Consider the following 516-nt stretch of genomic DNA (forward strand, 5'->3'; position numbering starts at 1 on the left):
CGGGCGAGCGAGCGCACCCGGAGCACCTCGGCCAGCTCGGCGGCCGTCCGGCCGAAGTAGCGCAGCGCGCCGCGGACGTCGGCCAGTGCGGCGTCCGGCGGCAGCGCCTGCACCACCGGTGTGATGTCGGCCAGCAGTTCCAGCAGCTCCGGATAGCGCTCCCTCGCGGTATCCCCCGGCCCGAAGTGCACATACAGCACGTGTTCCGGCAGTCCGGGTTCCGGCGCCCCGCGCTCCGGCCGTGCGTGCTCCCCGGTCTCCGGCACCCCCGGTCCCGGCTGACCCCGCCCGGGGCCGCGCGGGGTCATCCCGCGCTCCCGGGGCTGGAGTGCCACAGCCGCCGGTGCTTCACCGACTCACCGGGGGGCTGGATGTCGGCCCACGGGTGCATCCGGTATCCGGTCTCCCACCGGATGTCGCGGCCCGCCTCGGCGCGCTCCACCGCGGGCTCCGAACCGCCTCCCGCTCCCCCGCCCCCGGGTCCGCGCTCCGCTCCCCCGCCGGCTTCGCCGGCCG

Annotated in this window: 1 protein-coding gene and 1 pseudogene; both read right to left on the reverse strand. The window is 77.7% G+C overall.

Annotated features, from left to right (window positions below; translation table 11 throughout):
- A pseudogene (locus ACYVE9_RS30615) lies at positions 1 to 266 on the reverse strand (hypothetical protein); the annotation flags it as partial.
- A 38-nt stretch (positions 267 to 304) separates the two neighbouring features.
- A partial coding sequence (locus ACYVE9_RS30620) for a hypothetical protein (RefSeq protein WP_461031097.1) occupies positions 305 to 516 on the reverse strand: 212 nt, incomplete at its 5' end.

The sequence above is a fragment of the Streptomyces sparsus genome (assembly GCF_054776295.1).